The organism is Variovorax boronicumulans, assembly GCF_040544675.1.
GTDB classification, from domain to species: Bacteria; Pseudomonadota; Gammaproteobacteria; order Burkholderiales; family Burkholderiaceae_C; genus Variovorax; species Variovorax boronicumulans_D.
The window spans coordinates 86153-105781 of record NZ_JBEPKK010000005.1 but is presented as its reverse complement, the minus strand read 5'-3'; the positions used below and the strand labels follow the sequence as shown (position 1 = coordinate 105781).

The window sequence follows — 19629 nt, the reverse complement described above, 5'->3', positions numbered from 1 at the left end:
ACAATCGCCCGATGTCATTTTTCAAGGACCTGAGCCTTTCGGCCTTTACTGCGGGCTTCGTCGCCGTGCTCGTAGGTTTCACGAGTTCGGTGGCCATCGTGTTCCAGGCCGCGCAGGCCTTCGGCGCCACGCCGGAGATCGCGGCGTCCTGGATGTGGGCGCTGGGCATCGGCATGGGCCTGGCCTCGGTGCTGCCGTCGCTGTGGTGGAAGAAGCCCGTGATGTTCGCCTGGAGCACGCCCGGCGCCGCGGTGCTGGCGGTGGCGGGCATCGGCTACGGCATGGGCGAGGCGGTCGGTGCCTTCATCGTGTGCGCGGTGCTGATCGTGCTGGCCGGAGCCACCGGCTGGTTCGAGCGGGTGATGAACAAAATTCCGATGGCGATCGCCTCGGCGCTCCTGGCCGGCGTGCTCGCGCGCTTCGGCATCTCGGCCTTCGTGGCGGCGCAGACCGCCTTGCCGCTGGTTCTGCTGATGCTGGGCACCTACCTCGTCGCCAAGCGGATGCTGCCGCGCTACGCGGTGCCGGTCACGCTGCTGGTGGCCGTCGTCTATGCCGCCGCGCGGGGCCAACTGGCGTGGTCGGCGGTGCATTTTTCGCTGACCTGGCCGGTGTTCACCATGCCGGTCTTCCGCTGGCAGGCCATCGTCAGCTTGGCGCTGCCGCTCTTCGTGGTGACCATGGCCTCGCAGAACCTGCCCGGCGTGGCGGCGATCCGCGCGAGCGGCTATGGCGATCTGCCGATCAGCAAGCTCATCACGATCAGCGGCCTGGCGACGCTGGTGCTCGCGCCTTTCGGCGCCTTTGCGCTCAACCTGAGCGCGATCACGGCCGCCATGTGCATGGGCCGCGAAGCCCATGAAGACCCGGCGCGGCGCTACACCGCAGCCGTGAGCTGCGGCGCAATCTATGTGGTGATCGGGCTCTTCGGCGCGGCGGTCACGGGGCTGCTCACGGCGTTTCCCAAAGAGCTGGTCGCGGCCATCGCCGGCCTGGCGTTGCTGGGCACCATCGGCGGCGGGCTCGCGGCCGCGGTGCGCGACGAATCGCACCGCGAGGCCGCGATCATCACCTTCCTGGTTACGCTCTCGGGCGTGACGCTGGCAGGCATCGGCTCGGCCTTCTGGGGCGTGGTGGCCGGGGCGGTGGCGCTCGCGGTGCAGCAGGTGGGGCGCCGCCCGGCTGCAAAGGCCTCCACCGACAAGGGCATCGATGCTTCCGGCAACATCGCGCCAGAAACCAACGCGGCCGCCGCACCCGGCGCCGGAAAGAACGCCTGATGAAAAACATCCTCTTCGTCGCCGACCCGCTCGATCATTTCAAGATCTACAAGGACACCACCTTCTCGATGATGCGCGAGGCCCAGCGCCGCGGCCACCGCATCGCGGCCTGCCTGCCGCAGGACATCCAGTGGAAGTCGGGCGGGCTGGTGACGGCCACGGTGCAGCAGATCACGCTCACCGGCGACCCGAAGGACTGGTACACGGTCGACATCACCGAATCGAAGGCGCTGAAAGACTTCGATGCGGTGCTGATGCGCAAGGACCCGCCCTTCGACGCCGAGTACATCTATTCCACGCACCTGCTGCAGCAGGCCGAGCGCGAGGGCGCGCAGGTGGTCAACTCGCCGCGCGCGCTGCGCGACCACCCCGAGAAGCTCGCGATCATGGAGTTTCCGCAGTTCGTCACGCCCACGCTGGTCACCCGCAGTGCGCAGGCCGTGCGCGACTTCCACGCCGAGCACGGCGACATCATCCTCAAGCCCCTCGACGGCATGGGCGGCATGGGCATCTTCCGCGTGAAGCAGGACGCGCTGAACCTGGGCTCCATCATCGAGACGCTCAACAAGGACGGCGCCGAGACGATCATGGTCCAGCGCTTCGTGCCCCAGGTGGTCGAGGGCGACAAGCGCATCCTGATCATCGCGGGCGAGCCGGCGCCCTTCGTGCTGGCGCGCATTCCGCAGGGCACCGAAGTGCGCGGCAACCTCGCGGCCGGTGGCAAGGGCGTGGCCCAGCCGCTGACCGCGCGCAACCGCGAGATCGCCGAGGCCATCGGCAAGGTGCTGGCGCCGCGCGGGCTGCTGTTGATCGGCCTGGACGTGATCGGCGATGCGGTGACCGAGATCAACGTGACCAGCCCGACCTGCTTTCAGGAGATCACCGAGCAGACCGGCTTCGATGTGCCGGCGATGTTCATCGACGCGCTGGAGGCGCGTCTCGCTTCAGCGTAGCCGGGCGATCAAAAGTCCAGCTGCGCCGACAGGCTGAACGTGCGCGGGGCGCCAAGCACCAGATAGCCGTTGTTCGGGTAGCCGCCCACCGATGCCCAGTAGTTGCGGTTGGCCAGGTTCTCGATGCGCGCGCGCACTGTCACCAGTTTGCCGGCCACTTCGGTCAGGTAGCGCGCGCCGATGTCCACCCGCGTCCAGCCCGGCACGCTCAGTTTGTTCGCCGCATCTGCATAGCTGTGGCCGGTAGCAACGATGCGGCCGTCCAGCGCCAGGCCACGTACGCCTGGCACGTCCCAGTCGAGACCGATGCTGCCCTGGGTCTTGGGAATGCCGATGACCTTCTTGCCGTCGGTCGTTGCGTCGCCCGTCGAGCGCTGCTTGGCGTCCAGGAAGGTGATGCCGCCCAGCACGCGCAAGCCCTTCGTGATCTCGCCGAAGGCAGTGAGCTCGACACCCTGGTGGCGGTCCTTGCCTTCGGATACGTAATAGCCGGCGCTGTTCACCAGCGCTCGCGGCTTGTCGGTCGAGAAGAAGGCAATGCCGCCGCCGATGCCGCCGCCGTCGTACTTGACGCCGATTTCCTTCTGTTTCGACACGTAGGGCGTGAGTTGCGCACCTGCGTTGAGCACGGCACCGGCGGTGGAGGTCGACGGCGCGGTCTCGCCCTTGCTCAGGCCTTCGATGTAGTTGGCGTAGAGCGAGACCTGCGGCTGCAGCTTGAACACGAAGCCGGCCATCGGGCTGGTGCGGCTCTTGTCGTAGCCGGCGGGCTTGCCGGTGTCGTAGGCGAAGTCGGTCGATTCGAGTTTCTGGCGGCGCACGCCAAGTGTGAGTTGCGCGCGGTCGTCCAGGAAGGAGAGGGTGTCGCCGATGGCCAGGCTGCTCAGGCGGGTTTGCGTCAGGAGCGCCGGATTGTCGAGGTCGTTGCCGCGGAAGGCGCTCGCTGTGTAGGCCGGAATCGGATAGCCGATGGGCGCGTAGATGCTGCTCTTCAGGTTGTTGAAGAAATCCCACTTGTAGGCGTTCTTCTCCTTCAACTGGTAGTACGAGTACGAGACCACCACCGAGTGGTTGACAGGTCCGGTCGTGAACTTGCCGCGCACGCCGGCTTCTGCGGTGCGCGTGCTGTCCTGCCGCTGGTTCTCGAAGCGGGACATGTCGCCGGAGCCGAAGTTGTCGGTGACGGTGATGCCGGCAAGCGCATTGCCTTCATGGCTTTTGCGCGCGCCGCCGGCGATCCATGCGGTCACGTTGTCGGTGATGTCGTACTCGCCGCGCACCGAGCCGAAGGTGTCGCGCTCGTTGGAGTAGGTCCAGGGCTGCGCATAGTTCAGCTTGTTGTCGGGTGCAGCCGGCACGAAGGTCGCGCCGCTGCCGAGCGTGACGTTGGGACGCGTGCGCGAGAGCCGATGCTCCTGATGGCCGATGTCCGCCGAGATGCGCGCGTTGCGGCCGCGCCAGTCGAAGCCGACCGAGGCCACGTCGAGCTTGGCCTGCTCGGCATCGACGCCCGTGCCGCCGTCACGGTGCGCGGCGTTCAGACGCACGCCCAGGCTCTGGTCCGGGCCGAAGCGCCGGGCGATGTCGGTCGCGACGTAGCCTTGCGAGCCGCTGGCCGTGCCGAGCGTGACCTGTGTGAGCGGATCGTTCGGCGCGCGCTTGGGCAGCAGGTTGATGTTGCCGCCGATGCCGCCACCGCTGGGCGCGGCGCCGTTGAGGAAGGCGCTTGCGCCGCGGAACACTTCCACGCGCTCGAAGAGTTCGGACGAGATGTACTGGCGCGGCAGCAGGCCGTAGAGGCCGTTGTAGGCGATGTCATCGGAATTCACGATGAAGCCGCGGATGAAATACGACTCCTGGAAATTGCCGAAGCCGCGCGCGACGCGCACCGTCGGGTCGTTCTGCAGCACGTCGGCCACGCTGCGCGCTTGCTGGTTCTGAATCAGTTCATTGGTATAGCTGGTGCCGGAGAACGGCGTGCTCATCATGTCCTGGTTGCCCAGGATCCCGACGCGCCCGCCGCGAGCCACCTGGCCGCCGGCATAAGGCTTGGTCAGGCCTTCGGCCGATGCGTCGGCGCTGGCCTCGACGTTGACGGTGGCCAGGGTGCCGCTCGATGCCGGCTCGGCGGCCGGGGTCTGGGCCATCGCCGTCAGGGCGTGGAGGGCAAGCAGCGAGGCGACCGCGGTCGGACGGAGATGGAAGAGGCGAGCGGGCATGAACGGTCCGATAGGGTGCAAATGAGAACCGTTATTATTCTCGCGCGCACTCGCTCCACCGATACTTTTTTGCATTGTTGCAAAAAAGTGTCAACCAAAAGGTTTAGGCAAAACCTCAGCCGATTGACCGCTGCCCGTCCACGAACACATGCAGCTCGCCCGGTGCGAAGGGTGTCCAGGTCTCGTTGGTGGTGAGCGGCGTGGTCACCACCACGGCCACGCGGTCGGTGGGGGTGGTGTGCTGGGCGAAGTCGATTTCCAGGTCTTCGTCGGACAGCTGCGCCGTCACGAAGGGGTGCTGGCGCTCCACGTACCAGAGGTGGGTCGATGCGTGCGCCCACAGCGCCTGCCCGTTGGAGAGCATGAAGTTGAAGGTGCCGTGGCTTGCGAGCTGCGGCGCCAGTTCGCGCAGCGTGAGCGTCAGCTCCTCGATGCTGGGCACGCCCGCATGCGACTTCGCCAGTTCCTGCATCAGCCAGCAGAAGGCGTGCTCGCTGTCGGTGTTGCCCACCGGATGGAAGTTGCCGTGCAGGCGCGGCCTGAAGTCTTTCAGGTCGCCGTTGTGGGCGAACACCCAGTAGCGCCCCCACAGTTCGCGCACGAACGGGTGGCAGTTCTGCAGGTTGATCTCGCCCTGCGTGGCCTTGCGGATGTGCGCGATGACGTTGCGGCTCTGTATGGGGTAGCGCCGGATCAGCTCCGCCACCGGCGATTCGCAGGCCGGCTGGTGGTCGACGAAATGGCGCAGCCCGCGGTCCTCGAAGAACGCGATGCCCCAGCCGTCCGCGTGATGGTCGGTGCGGCCGCCGCGTTGCGCGAACCCCGTGAAGCTGAAGGTCACGTCGGTCGGCGTGTTGCAGTTCATCCCTAGCAATTGGCACATGGCAGCGATTAGACCGCGATTTGCGCCGGCGCCGGGCCTGCCCCGGCCGCAAGGCAAGGGCTGCGTCTAGCGGATGAACTTGCCCTCCTTGGTCACGCGCACCATCTCGATGAAGCGCGAGCCCGTGTTGCTGGCGCCGGTGAAGTCGATTTCCATGCCGCCGATGCGCAGCTTCATCGCCTTCAGCGCGGCATGCAGCTTCGCGCGTGTCAGGTCGCGGCCGGTGCGGCGCAGGCCCTCGATCATCACGAGCGCGTTCACATAGCCCTCGTAGGCGAGATAACCCATGTCCACCTTGGCGCGTTCGGCCAGCTGGCGGAACTCGCGCGCCGCGGCGTCGACCTCGCTCCAGGGGTAGGGCACGATCTGCGAGATGGCCAGCCCGCTGGTCTTGTCGCCCACGAGCCTGGCGGTGACGTCGCCCGGCACGATCGACATGCCGTAGTACATCTGGCGCCCGCCCGCGGCCCAGGCGGCCTTCATGACCTCGCCGCCGATGCCGCCGCCCAGGTACATGATCACGGCCTGCGCCTTGCTGTCGGCCAGCGCCTTGCCGGCCGCCTCGTTGCCCGTGCCGTCGCCCTTGACCGCCACGGCGGCTTCGGGCTTGAGCTTGAGCGTGTCCAGCGCGGCCTCGACCAGCTTGGCGACTTCCGCGCCGCCGGGGTTGTCCAGATAGGCCACCGCGATCCGCGAAACGCCGATGGTCGTCAGGTGCTGCACCAGCGCCTGGGCCTCGCGCGCGAAGGTGGCGCGCACGAAGTAGCCCGCGCCGCCCATCTTCTCGCGGGCCGAATCCGACACCGCATAGCCGCCCACCGTCGGCGCGCCGCTCTGGTTGACGACCTTGGCGCCCGCGGCGGTGGTGCCCGAGCCCACGCAGCCGAAGAAGGCGAAGACGCGGTGCTCCGCCAGCAGCTTCTCGTAGTTGGCCAGCGCCTTCTCGGGCTTCAACTCGTCGTCCAGCGACACCACGCGGATCTTGCGGCCCGACAACCCGCCCTGTGCATTGACCGCATCGAAGGCCAGCCCGGCCCCGGCCATCACCACCTTGACCGGCACGCCCAGCGGGCCGCTCAGGATGCCGGTGTGGCCCAGCACGATTTCGCTGTCGCTGACGCCGTTCTCTGCGGCGTGGGCGGAAATGGAAAGCTGGCCGAGTCCGGCCGCTGCCGCAGCCGAGGCGGCAATGAAATTTCTACGATGCATGAGGAGTCGATTTGCAATCAGATACAACTGATGACAATTGGATGCGAAAGCGCTCGACCGCACCGCCGGGGTTTACCCCTTGTTGCGCGCCGTCCCCTCAGGCTTTGTCAGGCGCTCCTGGGCCCTTCGCGCAGTTGCCAGGCCGCAATGACCGCCAGCGCGCAAAGCCCGGCCAGCATCGCGAACACCTCGTCGAATGCAGCAAGCCGTGCGGGGCTGCTCAACGGATTGGCCAGCGAATCGCCATGCGCCGCCAGTCGCCACTCCAGCACGATGGCGCACAGGCTCACGCCGGCCGCGCCGCCCAGCATGCGCACGAAGTTGATGGCGCTCGCGCCTTGCGGGATCAGCGGCTTGGCCAGCGGCCGCATCGAGCCCAGGTTGAGCGAGGGCAGGATGAAGCCCAGCCCGATGCGCCCGATGATCGCGAAGGCCACCAGCAGCCAGAGCGCGCTGTCCAGCTTCAGCACCATCATCAGCGCGAAGGAAGCCGCCAGCAGCACCAGGCCCACGGTCACCAGCACCCAGGTCGGATGCCGGTCCGCCAGCCGGCCCACGCCCGCGATGGTCACGGCCAGCACGATGCCGGCCGGCAGCAGGATGGTTCCCACGTGCGAGGCCGACAGGCCCAGCCCCACCTGCATGTACACCGGCAAGAGGTAGGTCGAGCCGAACAGCGCCGTGCCGTAGATGAAGGCGACCACGCTGCCCATGGCGAACTGCCGGTACTGAAACAGCGCGAGGTTCATGAGCGGTGTGCCGCCCGAGGCCGCGAGCCGGCGCTGCCACCACACGAAGGCGACGAAGGACGCGAGCGCGCCGGCCAGCAGCAGCGCGGCCTGCACCGGCGAATCCCCGCGCAGTTCGACCAGCCCGTTCAGCAGGCACAGCGTGCCCACCGTGCCCAGCGCGAGGCCGCGCGCATCGAGCCCGCCGCCGCGCACCGCGGCCACGCCGCCCGGCGCTGTCCTGGGCACGAACTTGTAGGCCAGCCAGATCGAGGCCAGGCAGAACGGCACCACCATGAAGAAGATCGAGCGCCAGCCGAACAGGTCGACCAGCACCCCGCCGATGCTCGGCCCGATGGCCGGCGCCAGCACCACGCCCATGCCGAAGATGCCGCTCGCGCGCCCCTGCTCGTGCGGCTCGAAGGCGCGCAGGATGATGATGGCCGGAATGGGCTGCACCACGCCCGCCGCCAGCCCCTCGGCCACGCGCGCGAACAGCACCAGCGAGAAGTTGTTGGCCAGCCCGCCCACGATGCCGCCCACCAGCAGCAACAGCATCGTGCCCACATAAGTGCGGCGGTAGCCGTAGCGCGACAGCAGCCACGGCGTGGTGAGCATCGACACCGTCATCGCCACCATGAAGCCCGAACTCACCCACTGCGCGCGCTCCTGTCCGAGCGAAAAGTGATGGCTCATGCCGGGGATCGCCACGTTGACGATGGTCGAGGACATGATCGATGCCATCGTGCCCACCATCACCGACAGCAGCAGGTACCAGCGGTAGCGTTCACCGTAGCGTTCGCGCAGGCTGCCGATGGAAGGTGGGGCCGGCGTCGTCGCGGCTTCTGGAGGCTGTGGGGGAGAGGTCATGGGGCGGCGGAATGTCACGGGGTCCGTCGTCCTACAAGCATATCGGTCTTTGCTTGGCGGAGCGTGTGCAGGGGCGCTTCACAATGCGTCGGCTGTCCCTTCTGCGTCAAGCCGCTCACGAGCACCACCCCATGGATTCCCCGATCACCGACCCCATCGCCGAACAAGCCGGCCAGGCTGCGCCGGAGCTTGCGCCCACGCTCGCCACCGAACTCGCCGCGCCCACCGTGAGCCGCGCCTACCGCTGCCAGTGCGGCCGCCCCGTGTTCCTGCGCAACAGCGAATGCCTGGCTTGCCACACGCCGCTCGGCTACGTGATCGACCGCCTGGGCGTGATGCCGCTGGCGCCTGCCGAAGGCGAGGGCGCACTGCCCGACACCTTCACCGTGTTCGGCGACCCGCACGGCAAGACCTACCGCCGCTGCGCGAACCTCATGACCCCGGCCGCCTGCAGCTGGATGGTGCCGGCCGCGCGCGAGGGCGAAGAAGCGCCCGCCGACGTGCACGGCCTGGCGCCCGGCTATTGCCTCGCCTGCAGTGCCACGCGGACCATCCCCGATCTCTCGGTCGAGGCCCACGGCGTCTTCTGGGGCAAGCTCGAACAGGCCAAGCGCCGTCTCATTTCGCAACTGCTCGCACTCGGCTTGCCGGTGGTGAGCCGGCATTCAGACCCGGTACACGGCCTGGCCTTCGATTTCCTCAGCAACATGCCGGGCGGCCCGCATGTGATGACGGGCCATGAAGACGGCGTGATCACCCTCAACGCCGAAGAGGCGGAAGACGCGGTGCGCGAACGCATCCGCGCCGAGATGCGCGAGCCCTATCGCACGCTGCTGGGCCACTTTCGCCACGAGATCGGCCACTACTACTGGGACCTGCTGGTGCAGCCCACGCCATGGCTCGACGACTATCGCGCGCTCTTCGGCGACGAGCGCGCCGACTATGCGGCCTCGCTGCAGAGGCATTACGAGCAAGGCCCGCCGCCCGACTGGGCCGACCGTTTCGTGAGCAGCTACGCGAGCACGCACCCGTGGGAAGACTGGGCCGAAACCTGGGCGCACTACCTGCACATGGCCGACACCGCGGACACCGCGATGAGCTTCGGCGTCGATGCGACCAACGTCGAGCTCGCGAGCGACCTCTTCACCACCGACGACCTCTGGCAGCCCGACCATCCCGATGCCGCGAAATTCCTGGATTTCGTCAATGGCTGGGTGCTGCTGACCAATGTGCTCAACGAGTTGTCGCGCAGCATGGGACAACCGGACTACTACCCCTTCGTGATGCCGCGCACGGCGGTGGGCAAGCTGCAGTTCATCCACCGCGTGATCAGCGAGCAGCGCAGCGGCTCGGCGCCGACGATGGTGGCGGCCAGCGATGTGGCGGCGGCTGTGCCTGAAGCCGTGGCAGCGGCACCCGAGCCTGTGCAGCCTGAATCGCAATCGCAATCGCAATCGCAATCGCAGGGCGCCGGTCAGTTCTGAGCCGGCGGCGTTCCCGCTGCGCAGCGCGCGCAGATGCAGGCCAGGCCGCGCAGCGACTCGGGCAGGTTCGTGAGCGGTGCATTGCTGAAGTCCGCCTGCATGCACCAGCAGGGCGGCTGGGCCTGGCCGGTCTCGCGCTCGATTTCCATCGCGCAGCGGTTCGACGCGCCGCACAGCGGGCAGCGTGCGGCGTCGATGACCGAAGCGGCGGCGGCGGTGGTCATGCGAGCTCGAAGGCCGGCAGCTTCTTCGCCACCGCCACGTTCTTCAAACTCACGTACACCGGCAGCCCGTCGCGGTAGGCGGGGTAGTCCTCGCCTTCGATCAGCGGCAGCAGGTAGCGCCTGCACTTCTCGGTGATGCCGTAGCCGTCGTCCGAAATGAAATCGCGCGGCATCGGTTTCTCGACATTGGCGACCGATTCGAGCGGTGCGCTGCCCAGGCGATAGGCATAGGGCACGTCGGAGATGCGCTCGATGGTCGGCATCACCGCGTTGCGGCCTTCGAGCGCGAGCTCGACCGCGCGCTGTCCCAGTTCGTAGGCCTGCTTCACGTCGGTCGCCGAGGCGATGTGCCGCGCCGCGCGCTGCAGGTAATCGGCCACCGCCCAGTGGAACTTGTGGCCCAGCGCGTCCTTCACCATCTGCGCCACCACCGGCGCAGCGCCGCCCAGCTGCGCATGCCCGAAGGCATCGCGCGAGCCCTGTTCCGCGAGGAAGGTGCCGTCGGGATGGTGGCAGCCTTCGGACACCACCACCGAGCAGTAGCCGTGCTGCTTCACCAGTTCGTCGACACGCGCGATGAAGCGCGCCTTGTCGAACTCGATCTCGGGGAACAGCACCACCACCGGGATGCCATGGTCCGCGGCGAGTCCGCCGGCTGCGGCAATCCAGCCCGCATGGCGCCCCATCACTTCGAGCACGAACACCTTGGTCGAGGTCGCCGCCATCGAGCGCACATCGAACGAGGCCTCGAGCGTGGACACCGCCACATACTTGGCAACCGAGCCGAAGCCCGGGCAGCAGTCGGTCAGCGGCAGGTCGTTGTCGATGGTCTTGGGCACATGGATGGCCTGCAGCGGATAGCCCAGCGATTGCGACAGCTGGCTCACCTTGAAGCAGGTGTCGGCCGAATCGCCGCCGCCGTTGTAGAAGAAATAGCCAATGCCGTGCGCCTTGAACACTTCGATGAGCCGCTCGTATTCACGGCGGTTCTTTTCGAGCGACTTGAGCTTGTAGCGGCACGAACCGAACGCGCCCGAAGGCGTGGAACGCAGCGCCGCAATGGCCTCGGCCGATTCGGCGCCGGTGTCGATCAGCTCCTCGGTCAGCGCGCCGATGATGCCGTTGCGTCCGGCGTAGAGCTTGCCGATGCGGTCCGGGTGTTGGCGTGCCGTCTCGATCACGCCGCAGGCCGACGCGTTGATGACCGAGGTGACACCGCCCGACTGGGCGTAGAAGGCATTGGTGAGGTCGTTGGGCATGGAGATCCTTCGCGCGCGGGGAGGGCCATTCTGGCGCAATCGCCGTCCGCAGGCCAATTGCCGGGCCGGCGATCCGGGCGCGATTACAGTTCTTTTCCCTGTGCGCCGTGCACCGGTGCTGCAGAGCAATCCAAGGAGTCCTCGAGTGAGCATCTTTTCCCGTTTCTTCGGCCGCAAGGACGAGCCGGCCGACGCCGACGCGCTGCTGGCGAACCCCGATCTGGAAGATCCCGTCGCGCTAACGGTCCTGTTCTCCGATTCGCAGAAGATCGACATCGCGGCGCTCGGCCAGGCGCTGCGCGCCTACCACCGGTCGACCGGCGACGCGCGTTGCGAGATCTCGCCCGACCCGGGCGCCTTCATCGCGCTGGTGGGCTGGCGAAAGCACGTGGTTCGGCTGGTCGGCTTCGATGCGCCGATGCCGGCCGACGCGCTCGAGCCCTGCGTCGCGCCGGCGCACTACCCGCAGGAACTCAAGGCGCAGGTGCGTGCCCACCGCGGCCACGTGATCCTCTACTACGCCGGGCGCGAGGCCTCGGTGCTCGAGCAGTACGTGGCGCTGGCCACCGTGGCCGGCGCGCTGGCCCGCCTCGGTGCGCTGGCGGTGGTGAACGAGGCCGCCCGCACCTCGATGCCGGCGGGCGTGTTCGACGCCGAGGTCGAGGGGGACCGCATCGAGCTGCTGCGCGAGCTCGAGTTGCCCGCTCTGTACTGCGGCTTCGTCAAGTACGAGGTCGAAGGCGTCCAGGGCGTGTGGATGCGCACCCATGGCGCCGACCGCTTCGGCCATCCCGACTTTGCCGTGCTGGCCGAAGGCCATCACGAGGGCGAGACGTACTTCCAGCTGTTCGGCAATGTCCTGCGCTACCTGGTCGACAGCGGCGCGGACATGGGGCCGGGCCACACCATGCAGGTGGGCGAGGACCGCTTCATGCGGCTGCGCGCACCGGCCGCGACCGAGTACTTTCTCGACGGCCCCGGCACGGTGATGGTGGCCGAGATGATCGGTGCCGACGAGATCGCGCAGCGGTCTCATTGAGACGGCCCCGGGCTCACAGGAGCACGGTGGGGCCTGTCGTTCAGCGGCTCGGGAACTCGGGCGCGCGCTTCTGCAGGAATGCGCTCACGCCTTCGCGGAAGCTCGGGCGGTCGATCAGCTCGCGCTGGCGCTCGCTTTCATAGTGCAGCTGTTCTTTCAGCGTGTGGCGCTCGGAGGCCTCGAAGGCTTCGCGCGCTTCGATGACCGCATGTGCGGGCAGGCGTGCCAGGCGCTGCGCGATGGCGCGTGCTTCGTCCATCAATTGCTCGTCGTCGGCGCAGGCCCAGATCAGGCCCCACTGCACCGCGCGGCCAGCGTCCAGGCGCTCGTCGAGCAGCGCCATGCCCATCGCGCGCGCCTTGCCGGCACGCCGCGGAATGGCCCAGGTGCAGCCCAGGTCCGGCACGATGCCCAACTTGGGCAGGAAGGGCAGGTAGAAGTACGCGCTGCGTGCCGCGATGGTCACGTCCGCCGCCAGCGCCAGACCCACGCCCGCACCGGCAGCCGCACCGTTGACGGCCGCCACCACCGGCACCGGCAGCGTGCGCAGCGTCTCGATCAGCGGGTTGCTCAGCGATTGCATCCACTCGGCCGTCTGCGTGCCCAGCGACTTGCCCTCCTCGCCGGGCCCCATCGCGCTCAGGTCGGCGCCCACGCAGAAGGCCTTGCCCGCGCCCGTCAGGATCACGGCGCGCACCGCGCGGTCGCCGCGAATGCGCTCCAGCGTGTCGCGCAGCGCGATCTGCAGCTCGCGCGCGATCGGGTTCAGCTTGGCCGGCAGGTTCAGCGTGAGTGTGGCGATGCCGTCGGTCAGGTCGTAGAGGATGAATTGCGGATCGCTCATCGTCAGAGTCTTTCCACGATGGTCACGTTGGCCATGCCGCCGCCTTCGCACATCGTCTGCAGGCCGTAGCGCTTGCCGCGCTGGCCCAGCGCGTGGATCAGCGTGGTCATCAGCTTGGTGCCCGAAGCGCCCAGCGGATGGCCCAGCGCGATCGCGCCGCCGTTCACGTTCAGCCGCGCCGGGTCGGCGTCCAGCGCCTGCAGCCATGCAATGGGCACGGGGGCAAAGGCCTCGTTCACTTCGTACAGGTCGATGTCCTGGATGCGCATGCCGGCCTTTTGCAGTGCGCGCTGCGTGGCGGGCAGCGGCGCCTCCAGCATGATCACCGGGTCGTGCCCCATCACGCTCATGTGATGGATGCGCGCGAGCGGCTTGACGCCCAGCGCCTTCAGGCCGCGCTCGTTGACCACCAGCACGCCGCTCGCGCCGTCGCAGATCTGGCTCGCGGTGGCGGCGGTGCAGCGCCCGCCCTCGGCGATCAGCTTGACGCCCGCGATGCCCTCCAGCGTGGCGTCGAAGCGGATGCCTTCGTCCACCAGGTGCTGCTCGCCGGTGCCTGTTCCTGTTCCGTCCGCCAGCAGGATCTCGATGGGCACGATCTCGTCGTTGAACGCGCCCGCGCGGCTCGCGGCAATGGCGCGCCGGTGGCTCTCGAAGGCGTAGCGGTCGAGCGCGTCTTTCTCGATGCCGTAGTTGCGCGCGATCATCTCGGCGCCGGTGAACTGGCTGAACTCCACGCCGGGGTAGCGCCGCTTCATCGCCGGGCTCATGTAGGTGCCCAGGCCCGCCTTGGCCGGCAGTGCATTGGGCGTGAACATCGGCACGCGCGTCATGCTCTCCACGCCGCCCGCGATCACCGCGTCCATGCTGCCCGACATCACGGCCTGCGCGGCGAAGTGCAGGGCCTGCTGCGACGAGCCGCACTGCCGGTCGACCGAGGTGCCGGGCACCGACTCGGGCAGCGTCGACGCCAGCACCGCGTTGCGCGCGACGTTGGTCGCCTGTTCGCCCACCTGGCTCACGCAGCCGAGGATCACGTCCTCCACCGCCGCCGGGTCGATGCCGCTGCGCGCCACCAGCGCGTCGATCACCTGCGCCGCCAGGTCGGCCGGGTGCCAGCCCGCAAGCTTGCCGCCGCGCCGGCCGCCGGCCGTGCGCGCGGCGGCCACGATGTATGCCTCTGCCATGGTCATGTCCTTCTCATCCAAAAGAAAACGAGGGGAGCCGGCCGCCCAACGCAAAAAAGCCGCCCGTCGTGGCGGCGGCGTTCAGTGATGGCAAGCCCGTGGCATCGAGGGTCGATGCCCATGGCTTTCAGGTCAAGCCGGGGACAACCCGTGGGGCAGAAGTCGCCAAGGCGACCAAGCGCCCGCAGGCTGCGCACGCCCCGCCAGCGGCATCGCGGCCGGCTGCGCGTCCGACACGGTGATGCACGACGAGGTCAGCGCCGAGACCAGGATGCGCCGGTGCTCGGTGCCGTCGAAGCGGTCGCCGGCCTCCAGCACGATGTCGCGGGGATCGCGGTCCAGCGTGAGCCAGACGGTGCCGCTGCGGCATTCGATGCCCACGCCGGCGCCATCGGGCACGGCGAAGACCGAACGGGGCGGAAGGCTCAGGTGAAAGCGGGCGGACGGGGAGGAAGGATTCGGGCGGGTGCTCATGGCAAGCTCCATTGCATTCGTGATACGAATGAATATAGTGAGCCGGCCCTTCTTTGACACGCGGTCATTCGGAACTCGTTGCATGCTTCCACAGAATGCGAAAGCCCTGGTTGTCCCAGGCGCCGCGGGCGGCGATCTGCCCCCGCTGGAGCTGCTGCGCAGTTTCGAGGCCGCCGCGCGCCGGCTCAGCTTCACGCTGGCGGCCGGCGAGCTGCACCTCACGCAGTCGGCGGTGAGCCGGCAGATCCAGCAGCTCGAAGCCAGCCTGGGCGTGCTGCTGTTCGAGCGCCGCCACCGCGCGCTGGCGCTCACCGAAGCGGGCGGCGTGCTGCAGCGCGCCGTCACCGACAGCCTGGAGCGGCTGCGCGACGCCACGGCGCGGGTGCGCGCCAGTTCCGCGCCGCGGCAGGTGGCGATCACCACCACGCCGGGTTTTGCATCGCTCTGGCTCATTCCGAAACTCGCGCGATTCACCGGCACCCATCCGCAGGTGGATGTGCGCGTGTCGGCCACGCTCGACCTGCTGGACCTGGACGCGAGCCGCCTGGACCTTGCGGTGCGCTTTGCGCCCATCGGCCGCGGCGTGGGGCCGGCGCTGTTCGAGGAATCGGTGATCCCGCTGTGCTCGCCGCAACTGGCCGCATCGCTGCGTGAGCTTTCAGATTTCTCCAGGCTCACGCTGCTCACCGTGGAGTACCCCGACCACAGCGAAGCCCCGACCGCCGACTGGGAGCCGTGGCTCAAGGTGATGGGGCTGCAAGACCTGCGCATGAAGAGCACGCTGCGCTTCACGCAGTACGCCGATGCGGTGTCCGCCGCGGTGGCGGGGCAGGGCGTGGTGATCGGGCGCCTGCCGCTGCTGCGCGAACTGGTACAGGGCGGCCGGCTGGTGGCGCCGCTGGGCGAAGGCGCCGCTTCGCATCGCGGCTACTTCGTGGAGATGTCCAGGCGCGCGGCGAACAACCGCGACGCGCAGGACTTCGCGCAATGGCTGCGCGATGAAGCGGAAGCGGCGCAGCGAACCTGAGGAAGGTCCGCCGCGCCGGAACGATCAACCCGGCAGCAGCACCTTGTTCACGACGTGGATCACGCCGTTCGACTGGTACACGTTGGCGATCGTCACCGTGGCCGTGCCGCCCTTGGCGTCGGTCACCAGCACGTTGCCGCCGCTCATCGTTGCGGTGAGCGTGCCGCCGCTGGCGGTGTTCAGCACGGCCTTGCCGCCGCCTGCGTTGATCGCGCGCATGAGCGCCGGGCCGTCCATCTTGCCGGGCACCACGTGGTACGTGAGCACCTTGGTCAGCGTGGCCTTGTTCTCGGGCTTGAGCAGCGTGTCGACCGTGCCCGCCGGCAGCGCGGCAAAAGCGGCGTTGGTCGGTGCAAAGACGGTGAACGGGCCCGGGCTCTTGAGCGTATCGACCAGGCCCGCGGCCTTGACGGCGGCGACCAGCGTGGTGTGGTCCTTCGAATTCACGGCGTTGTCCACGATGTCCTTGGTGGGGAACATCGCCGCGCCGCCGACCATCGGGTTGGACGACATGCCCTTCCCACCGCTGCCGCCGCTCATGCCCATGCCGCCCGCGCAAGCGCTGAGCAGAACCGAAACGCCGACTGCAATCATGAGTTTTTTCATTCAAGGCTCCTGGAAAAAATGGTTCTTGGAAGATGCCTGTGGAAACCGCCAACAGCTCGGAGGCGCGATGCGCTTGAGACCAATACGGCGGGCGGATGCAACTGGATTCGCGAGATGGCACCGCGTCGGCTTTGCGCCACAGCCGCGCATGCGGCGCTTGCGCATCGCGAAGGCGCTCGCCAGAATCCGCCCTTCGTTTTTCAGCAACAGTTTCTTTTCACCGCGCCTGGCGACCTGCAACCTCCCGGGCGACAACCCAATTCAATGAACCGTTTCCTGAACACCTGACCCGCACACCGACCGCCCCGGCCGGAGGTGCATCCATGCATCCGCCGAGGCCTCGTCGACAAAGGCCCCGCGCAGCCATTCGCCGGGGCCTTTTTGTTTTTGGAGTGTGCGCACATGAGTGCTCAACGAAAGGCCCGCGACGACGACAAGCGTCTGGGCCGGTTCTACTTTTCGGTGCCGGCGACGGCACCTCGCAATCCCGTGGTGGCCGCGATGGCGCGCCGCGAATCCAGCCAGGGCGCGGGGCGCCACCTGCGCACGCACCGCGCGGAGCGGCGTGCGCAGAAGGTGGCGCTGCAGAAGGCCGCGCGCAGCCTTGCGGGGAGGGCCGACGATGCGTGACGACATGGACAAGGTCATCGTCGAACGTCCGCGCCGCGGCTGGCGCGTGCAGGGCGACGGCCGCGCCTTTCGCAACAGCCGCGAGCGCGGCTCGCACCTGGGCATGAAGCGCGGCTATGACCATCCGAAGGGGCTCAACGAAAACCTCGCGCCGCTCAAGCGCTGGCTGCACAAGCAGGTGCACCGGCCGTGGGACAAGGTGTATGCGGAGCTCTGCAGCGGCATCGACCGGCGCAGCACGGTGCAGGCGCACATCTTCCTGCACATCGACGATTTCGTGACGCGCGATGCCGAGCTGCGCGACGGCGAGGTGTGCGTTCCGCCGCATCGTTGGGGCACGCACCGCAGCGTGCCGTTGCGCGAAGCGCCCAACGTCGAGCTGTTCGTGCATCCGGTCACCGGGATCCTGCTGCCCAACCGGCGACTGGCCGAGGCCAAGGCGGCGCGACGGGCCGCCCGCAAGACGTGGTCCGGGCAGCGCGGCGACGAGCCCTATGCGGTCTATCACGTGATCGACGAGACCACGCAATGGCATCGCGTCGACGGCTGCTGGTTCGAGGTAAAGCTCGCGAAGTTTCCCGAGCGAGCGGGTGCGACGAAGCCGGAAGAAAAGCGCTACGACGTGCTGCGTCGCAGCCTCGTCACGCGCAGCGGCGCTGCCCAGCGCGCTGCGCCTGACATGCCCACCCCCCGTGCGATGTACGGTCGCAGTGATGTCTACGCGATGGCCAAGCGGCAACTCGGCCGGCGCGAAGTGCGGGCACGTCTTGGCGACGGCGCCTGAGCCGCGTGCTCAGAACGTTCCGCGCGCACTGGACCTCATAATTCCGACGAACTTCTTCAGAGTGTTGCATTGCCAACTTCCGACAACTCCCCACTCGGCGTGCCCAAGCCGGCTCGTGCCAAGGCGGCATCTTCTTCGAGCGCTCTTCTGGGACGGGTACGCGAAATTCTGGAGGCTGCGCGTGCCGGGGTGGCGCGGACGGTCAACACGACGCAGGTCGCCGCCAACTGGTTGATCGGGCGCGAAATCGTCGAGGAAGAGCAGCGCGGGCAGCGGCGTGCCGGGTATGGTGCAAAGCTGCTCGCCGAGTTGTCCGCACGCTTGAACACAGAGTTCGGTCGCGGCTACTCGGTGGACAACCTCGAGGCGTTTCGGCAGTTCTATCTGGAGTACCCACGGCTGATTTCCGAGACGGCGCCTCGGAAATTGCTCATGGAGCGCCTGCTGCCTGCGCAGGCGATTTCCGCGACACCGTCTCGGAAATCGGCTCGGGAGCCGGGCTGGCTTCCGGGTGCGCTGCACCCCTCCCTTTCCTGGAGCCACTCGTGCCTGTCAAAGCTAGGCTGATACCGGGCGCGAGCGTTCCGAAGCCCGCGGCAGCACGAGAAACGCCACCGTCCCCGCCGCCAACATCCCCGCAACGGTAAGAAACACCGCGCGGAACGGCTCGACGCCGTGCGCCGCGGCCCACGAAGCGGCGACGCCGGTGGTCCATTGCATCAACGACACGCCAAGGAACATGGCCATGTTCATGAGCGCCAGCGCGCGTCCCGTCATCGCCGCCGGATAGGCGTTCTTGGTGTACGCGTACTGCAGCACGCTGTAGCCGGAGAGCAGGCCGTAGATGACGGGCAGGCCGATGTCGATCGCGCGCGAATGCGTGAGCGCCATGGCCGCGAACATCAGTGCGCCGGCGGAGGCGCAGCCCATCATCCAGCGCGCACGCCGTACGGCGCCGGGGTCCATGCGGCCGAAGAGGGCGGGGCTGAGCATGCCGGTGAGGGTCATCACCAGCGCCACATTGCCGCTCGCGACCAGCGACAGCCCGTGGCGCTCATGCAGCACCGGGCCGAGCCACAGGCCCCGCAGCGTGATGAAGGCCGCATACGACACGCAGGCAAAGCACAGCAGTCCCAGCGTGTGGGGCATTGCGAACAGCGGCAGCAGTTCGCGCACGGCCTTGCGCAGCGTCGGGCGTTCAGCCGGTGCGGCGCGCGGGTCCGCGTGATCGGCGGCACGCACGGGTTCGCGCACGCGCCAGAAAATGACCAGCCACGAGAGCACGGCAAACGCTGCCAGCACCGCATAGCCGGCGCGCCACGAAGCGGCCTCGATCAGCAAGGCCAGCGGCGTGCCGGTGAACACGATGCCCAGCCCCGCCATGCTCATCACCAGACCGGACATCGCGGTGAAGCGTGCCGCATCGAAATGCCGCGCGATGAACACCGTGCAAGCCAGAAACGCCGGCGCGCAGCCGACGCCGATCAGCGCCTGTCCGAGCAGCAGTGCGCCGAAGCTCTGTGCCACCGTGCACAACGCGGCGCCTGCAATGGCGAGCGGAAAGGCGGTGAGCACCGTGCGGCGTACGCCGAACATGTCGATAGACACGCCCATCGCGAGCTGCATGATCCCGAACATGAGATGGAAGGTGCCCGCCCACGTGCCCAGCTGCTGGGGCGACAGGCCGAAGTGGCCGCTGAGCGGCGTGGCCATCATGGCGCCGACGGTGCGAAAGGCCTGGCTCAGCGCGAAAGCCGAGGCGAGGGCCACGAGCATGGCGGCCGCCGAAGTCGACCAGTGCGGCGGGGGCGGCGATGCCGCGTTCGTGTTCATCGGGAGGGGAGAGGCTGAAAGAAGAAGAGAGCGGCACGAATGCTAATGGCATGCCGCCTCAATGCAGAACGGCGCCCGAAGGCGCCGTTCGTTCGC

Annotated in this window: 19 protein-coding genes; 8 read left to right on the top strand and 11 right to left on the bottom strand. The window is 68.0% G+C overall.

From position 1 onward, the window contains the following. Nucleotides 1-11: 11 nt before the first annotated feature. Nucleotides 12-1280 (top strand): benzoate/H(+) symporter BenE family transporter, encoded by a 1269-nt coding sequence (locus tag ABIC90_RS11190; RefSeq protein WP_354354185.1) that lies wholly within the window; start codon nucleotides 12-14, stop codon nucleotides 1278-1280. After that, the gene (gshB, locus tag ABIC90_RS11185) at nucleotides 1280-2233 is read left to right on the top strand and encodes a glutathione synthase (protein ID WP_354354184.1); all 954 of its coding nucleotides are present in this window, start codon (nucleotides 1280-1282) and stop codon (nucleotides 2231-2233) included. The genes ABIC90_RS11190 and gshB overlap by 1 nt, the downstream gene beginning before the upstream one ends. An 8-nt stretch (nucleotides 2234-2241) precedes the next feature. Here gshB and ABIC90_RS11180 read toward each other — a convergent pair whose 3' ends face one another. The 4 genes from ABIC90_RS11180 to ABIC90_RS11165 form a co-directional block, all read right to left on the bottom strand. After that, nucleotides 2242-4452 (bottom strand): TonB-dependent receptor, encoded by a 2211-nt coding sequence (locus ABIC90_RS11180; RefSeq protein ID WP_436318197.1) that lies wholly within the window; start codon nucleotides 4450-4452, stop codon nucleotides 2242-2244. A gap of 115 nt (nucleotides 4453-4567) precedes the next feature. Then, entirely contained in the window at nucleotides 4568-5335 is a 768-nt protein-coding gene (locus tag ABIC90_RS11175; protein WP_354354182.1) for a class II glutamine amidotransferase, read from the bottom strand. A 66-nt stretch (nucleotides 5336-5401) separates the two neighbouring features. Then, entirely contained in the window at nucleotides 5402-6544 is a 1143-nt protein-coding gene (locus ABIC90_RS11170; protein ID WP_354354181.1) for an ABC transporter substrate-binding protein, read from the bottom strand. A 107-nt stretch (nucleotides 6545-6651) separates the two neighbouring features. After that, complete coding sequence (locus ABIC90_RS11165) at nucleotides 6652-8142, bottom strand: DHA2 family efflux MFS transporter permease subunit (RefSeq protein ID WP_354354180.1); 1491 nt, start codon at nucleotides 8140-8142, stop codon at nucleotides 6652-6654. Nucleotides 8143-8273: 131 nt separating this feature from the next. Here ABIC90_RS11165 and ABIC90_RS11160 point away from each other — a divergent pair, with 131 nt between their 5' ends. Then, nucleotides 8274-9626, top strand: a complete 1353-nt coding sequence (locus ABIC90_RS11160) for a zinc-binding metallopeptidase family protein (RefSeq protein ID WP_354354179.1) — start codon at nucleotides 8274-8276, stop codon at nucleotides 9624-9626. Here ABIC90_RS11160 and ABIC90_RS11155 read toward each other — a convergent pair. Next, nucleotides 9617-9850 (bottom strand): cysteine-rich CWC family protein, encoded by a 234-nt coding sequence (locus ABIC90_RS11155; protein WP_354354178.1) that lies wholly within the window; start codon nucleotides 9848-9850, stop codon nucleotides 9617-9619. The genes ABIC90_RS11160 and ABIC90_RS11155 overlap by 10 nt on opposite strands. Beyond that, nucleotides 9847-11109 carry a 6-phosphofructokinase gene (locus ABIC90_RS11150; RefSeq protein WP_354354177.1) on the bottom strand — a complete coding sequence of 421 codons (1263 nt, stop codon included), beginning with the start codon at nucleotides 11107-11109 and terminating at the stop codon, nucleotides 9847-9849. The genes ABIC90_RS11155 and ABIC90_RS11150 overlap by 4 nt, the downstream gene beginning before the upstream one ends. 145 nt (nucleotides 11110-11254) lie before the next feature. Between ABIC90_RS11150 and ABIC90_RS11145 the strand changes: the two genes are divergently transcribed. Then, nucleotides 11255-12148, top strand: a complete 894-nt coding sequence (locus ABIC90_RS11145) for a DUF4261 domain-containing protein (RefSeq protein WP_354354176.1) — start codon at nucleotides 11255-11257, stop codon at nucleotides 12146-12148. Between the two features lie 40 nt (nucleotides 12149-12188). Here the strand turns inward: ABIC90_RS11145 and ABIC90_RS11140 are convergent, their stop codons facing one another. From ABIC90_RS11140 to ABIC90_RS11130, 3 genes are all read right to left on the bottom strand, one after another. Next, nucleotides 12189-12992 (bottom strand): enoyl-CoA hydratase-related protein, encoded by an 804-nt coding sequence (locus ABIC90_RS11140; RefSeq protein ID WP_354354175.1) that lies wholly within the window; start codon nucleotides 12990-12992, stop codon nucleotides 12189-12191. A 2-nt stretch (nucleotides 12993-12994) separates the two neighbouring features. Further along, the gene (locus tag ABIC90_RS11135; RefSeq protein WP_354354174.1) at nucleotides 12995-14179 is read right to left on the bottom strand and encodes an acetyl-CoA C-acetyltransferase; all 1185 of its coding nucleotides are present in this window, start codon (nucleotides 14177-14179) and stop codon (nucleotides 12995-12997) included. Between the two features lie 132 nt (nucleotides 14180-14311). Beyond that, nucleotides 14312-14653: a DUF2917 domain-containing protein gene (locus tag ABIC90_RS11130; protein WP_354354173.1), complete on the bottom strand. Its 342-nt coding sequence runs from the start codon at nucleotides 14651-14653 to the stop codon at nucleotides 14312-14314. A gap of 82 nt (nucleotides 14654-14735) precedes the next feature. Between ABIC90_RS11130 and ABIC90_RS11125 the strand changes: the two genes are divergently transcribed. After that, a complete protein-coding gene (locus ABIC90_RS11125) occupies nucleotides 14736-15680 on the top strand; it encodes a LysR substrate-binding domain-containing protein (protein ID WP_354354172.1) in 945 nt (314 codons plus the stop codon). A gap of 24 nt (nucleotides 15681-15704) precedes the next feature. On the opposite strand, the gene ABIC90_RS11120 is transcribed toward ABIC90_RS11125, so the two are convergent. Further along, on the bottom strand, nucleotides 15705-16286 hold the full coding sequence (locus tag ABIC90_RS11120; RefSeq protein ID WP_436318196.1) for a fasciclin domain-containing protein: 582 nt from the start codon (nucleotides 16284-16286) through the stop codon (nucleotides 15705-15707). Nucleotides 16287-16688: 402 nt separating this feature from the next. Between ABIC90_RS11120 and ABIC90_RS11115 the strand changes: the two genes are divergently transcribed. From ABIC90_RS11115 to ABIC90_RS11105, 3 genes are all read left to right on the top strand, one after another. Then, a complete protein-coding gene (locus tag ABIC90_RS11115) occupies nucleotides 16689-16916 on the top strand; it encodes a hypothetical protein (RefSeq protein WP_354354171.1) in 228 nt (75 codons plus the stop codon). Further along, entirely contained in the window at nucleotides 16909-17700 is a 792-nt protein-coding gene (locus ABIC90_RS11110) for a hypothetical protein (protein WP_354354170.1), read from the top strand. Before ABIC90_RS11115 ends, ABIC90_RS11110 begins: the two co-directional genes overlap by 8 nt. A 69-nt stretch (nucleotides 17701-17769) precedes the next feature. Next, the gene (locus ABIC90_RS11105) at nucleotides 17770-18267 is read left to right on the top strand and encodes a DUF1016 N-terminal domain-containing protein (RefSeq protein WP_354354169.1); all 498 of its coding nucleotides are present in this window, start codon (nucleotides 17770-17772) and stop codon (nucleotides 18265-18267) included. Here the strand turns inward: ABIC90_RS11105 and ABIC90_RS11100 are convergent. Beyond that, nucleotides 18259-19533, bottom strand: a complete 1275-nt coding sequence (locus ABIC90_RS11100) for an MFS transporter (protein ID WP_354354168.1) — start codon at nucleotides 19531-19533, stop codon at nucleotides 18259-18261. The two genes, ABIC90_RS11105 and ABIC90_RS11100, sit on opposite strands and share 9 nt — an antisense overlap. Nucleotides 19534-19629 lie beyond the last annotated feature (96 nt).